Below are 3,483 nucleotides of genomic sequence, written 5' to 3'. Positions count from 1 at the left end.
CGAGGTGGCCGCCGTCGCCCGTGCCGTGAACGAGCGCACCAGGAGCATGGGCATGGCGCTCACCTCGTGCACCGTGCCCGCCGCGGGGAAACCGACGTTCGAACTCGGTGCGGACGAGATGGAGATCGGGATCGGCATCCACGGCGAGCCCGGCAGGCACCGGACGGCCATGGCCCCCGCGAAGGAGGTGGCCGCGATGCTGGTCGAGCCGATTCTCGCGGACCTGCCGATCAGCAAGGGCGGCAAGGTGATCTGCTTCGTCAACGGGATGGGTGGCACGCCGCTGCTGGAGCTGTACATCGTGTTCGGCGAGGTCGCCCGGATCCTCGGCGCGCACGGGATCGAGATCGCCCGCTCGCTGGTCGGGCCGTACATCACCGCGCTGGAGATGGCCGGCTGCTCGGTGACGCTGACCGAGGTGGACGACGAACTGCTGACACTGTGGGACGCGCCGGTGCGCACGCCCGCCCTGCGCTGGGGAGCCTGATCATGACGACCATCGACGCGAACCAGTGGCTGCGCGCCTTCGCCGCCCTGATCGACGAGCACACCGACGAACTCACCGCCCTCGACGCCGCCATCGGGGACGCCGACCACGGCAGCAATATGCAGCGCGGCACCGCCGCCGTGGTCGCGGCGCTCGCCGACGACCCGCAGCCGAGCCCGGCCGCGGCGCTCAAACAGGCGGGGATGACGCTGATCCGCAGCGTCGGCGGTGCGAGCGGACCGCTCTACGGCACCTTCTTCCTGCGCGCCGCCACCGCGGCGGGCGAGAGCGAGCTCGACGCACCGACCTTCGCGGCCGCCTTCCGTGCCGGGCTCGACGGGGTGGTGGCCCGTGGCAAGGCCGAATCGGGGGACAAGACCATGTTCGACGCGCTCGCGCCGGCCGCCGACGCCCTCGACGAGCACCTCGCCGCGGGCGCCGACCTCGCCGCGGCCCTCGACGCCGCGCTGGCCGCCGCCACCGCCGGCCGCGCGGCCACGATCCCGCTCGTCGCCCGCAAGGGCCGTGCCTCCTATCTCGGCGAACGCAGTGCGGGACACCAGGATCCGGGCGCGACCAGCGCCACCCTGCTCGTCCGGGCCGCCGGGCAGGCGCTGCGATGATCGGCATCGTCGCGGTGTCGCACAGCCACGCCCTCGCCGCCGCCGCGCTCGCCCTGGCGGGGGAGATGCTGCACGAGAGCCCCGTGCGCGTCGTGCCTGCCGCCGGACTCGACGAGCACACCTTCGGCACCGACGCCGTCGCGGTCGCCGAGGCCATCGCCGCGGCCGACAGCGGCGACGGTGTGCTGGTCCTGATGGACATGGGCAGCGCCGTCCTCTCCGCCGAACTCGCCCTCGACCTGCTCGCCGAGGAACACCGGGTGCGCCTGTGCGCGGCGCCGTTCGTCGAGGGGCTGATCGCCGCTGCCGTGTCGGCGGCCGGCGGCGCCGACCTGGACGAGGTTGCCCTGGAGGCGTCGAACGCATTGGTGGGCAAGAAGGTTCATTTGGGCGAGGACGCTGCCGACCTCGGCGGAGAGGCGACGGCTGCCGGTCGGGGCGAGCTCGACGGACACGACGGCGGTGCCGTGCACGAGCGGACCGGGGACTTCCGCACGGCGGCCGGCCCGCCCGACGCGGCGCCGGACGAAGCCGCCCCACAGGTGCGGGGCGAGTTCGTGCCGGCGAATCCTCATGGGCTGCACGCCCGTCCGGCCGCACAGGTGGTCGGCGCGGTGCGTGGACTCGACAGCGCTGTCGCCCTGCGCAACCTCGACACGGGAGCGGGCCCAGTTCCCGCGAACAGCCTGAGTCGCCTCGCGGCCCTCGGCGCGCTGACCGGTCATCGCGTGGAGGTGACGGCGACCGGACCCGACGCGCGAACCGCCGTGGAGCGCGTACTGGCGCTGGCCGCAACAGGTTTCGGCGAAGCTGTCGAAGCGGATCCCGCTGCGCCGGGCCGAGGCGAAGCGGTGGCGGACGCACTCCCCGCCGATCAGGTCGGGGGCGTGCCGACCCCGGAGTACCGCGAGGCCGAGGCCGTCGGCGGGAGCGCCACCGGCGGCCGGAGGGAGAAGGCGCTTCCGGCCGAGGACAGGGCATCCGATGCCGTCGATGCGGATCCTGCGGGTCGTTCGCCTGCGTCGTCGGCCGGTGCGATGGCGGCCGCGAGCGGCACCGCAAAGGAATCGGATACCCGTCGCTCCGTGGCGTTGCCCGCCTCGCCGGGGATCGGGGTCGGGCCGTGCCGGCACCTCGCGGCGGCGCGCTTCGACATCGCGGAACTCGACGATCCCGGCCGCGCATCGACGGCGGCGGGCGAGCGCGACAGGCTCGCCGATGCCATCGCGCGAGTGCGCGCCGAGATCGACCGGCTCAGAGTCGGCGCGGGGGCCGAAGCGGGAATCTTCGAGGCGCATCAGCTGCTGCTCGACGACCCGGCCGTGCTCGACACCGTGCATGCCAGGATCGCCGCAGGGGAGGGCGCGGCCGTGGCGTGGGCGGGAGTGCTCGACGAGGGGGCGGCGGACCTCGAGCGCCTGCCCGACGAGTACCAGCGGGCCAGGGCGGCGGATCTGCGGGCCGTCCGCGACCAGGTGCTCGCGGCCCTGCTGGGCCGATCGACCCGACTCGTCAGCCGGGCGGGCGTGCTCGTCGCGGCGGACCTGACGCCCGCCGAAGCCGCCGCACTCGACCCCGACCTCGTCACCGGGGTCGTGTTGGCGCACGGCAGCCCTACCGCGCACAGCGCCATTCTGCTTCGCGCGCAGGGCATTCCGGCCGTCGTCGGCGCGGGATCGCCGGTCCTCGAGATCGCGACGGGAACCACGATCGCGCTCGACGGGCAGACGGGCGCGCTGGTCGTCGATCCCGCACCGGATGTGGTCGCGGAGTTCGCCGATCGCGCCGCCGCGCACCGACGACAGCGGGCGGCCGCACTCGCCGACGCCGACAAGCCGGCCGTCACACGCGACGGTGTCACCGTGCACGTCGCGGCCAATATCGGCGAACTCGCCGACGCGACCGCGGCGGTGCGCGACGGCGCCGACCTCGCGGGCCTGGTGCGCACGGAATTCCTGTTCCTCGACCGTGCCGACGCGCCGTCGATCGACGAGCAGGAGCACGCCTACCGCGCGCTGGCCGAGGCCTTCGACGGGCGCCCGCTGATCCTGCGCACCCTCGACGTCGGCGGTGACAAACCGCTGCCCTACCTCCCGCGACCCGTTGAGGCGAATCCCTTCCTCGGTGTGCGGGGCATCCGGCTGGCGTTGGCCCGGCCGGAGCTGCTGCGCGATCAGCTCACCGCGATCGGCCGGGTGGCCGCCGATCATCCCGTCGGCGTCATGTTCCCGATGGTGACCACGCTGGCCGAGCTGACGCGGGCCCGAGCGATCCTGGCCGAGGTGGTGCCCGCGGGGGTCCACCTCGAGATCGGCATCATGGTCGAGGTCCCCGCGGCCGCCGCCAAGACGGCCGCGTTCGCCGCCCACGTGG

3 protein-coding genes are annotated in these 3,483 nt (G+C 74.2%); all 3 read left to right on the top strand.

The features are described from left to right. Positions 1 to 487, top strand: a 487-nt coding sequence (locus QH270_RS10700; RefSeq protein WP_280340551.1) for a dihydroxyacetone kinase subunit DhaK, incomplete at its 5' end; no start/stop codon positions are given. 2 nt (positions 488 to 489) lie between these two features. Then, complete coding sequence (gene dhaL, locus QH270_RS10695) at positions 490 to 1,110, top strand: dihydroxyacetone kinase subunit DhaL (protein ID WP_280340549.1); 621 nt, start codon at positions 490 to 492, stop codon at positions 1,108 to 1,110. Next, positions 1,107 to 3,483: dihydroxyacetone kinase phosphoryl donor subunit DhaM (gene dhaM, locus QH270_RS10690; protein WP_280340547.1), on the top strand; the 2,377-nt coding region annotated here is incomplete at its 3' end. The genes dhaL and dhaM, both read left to right, overlap by 4 nt.

Source organism: Nocardia neocaledoniensis (assembly GCF_029868625.1).
Lineage (GTDB): Bacteria > Actinomycetota > Actinomycetes > Mycobacteriales > Mycobacteriaceae > Nocardia > Nocardia neocaledoniensis_A.
Note: the sequence above shows the minus strand (reverse complement) of the source record. Positions and strands in the feature narration are given on the sequence as shown.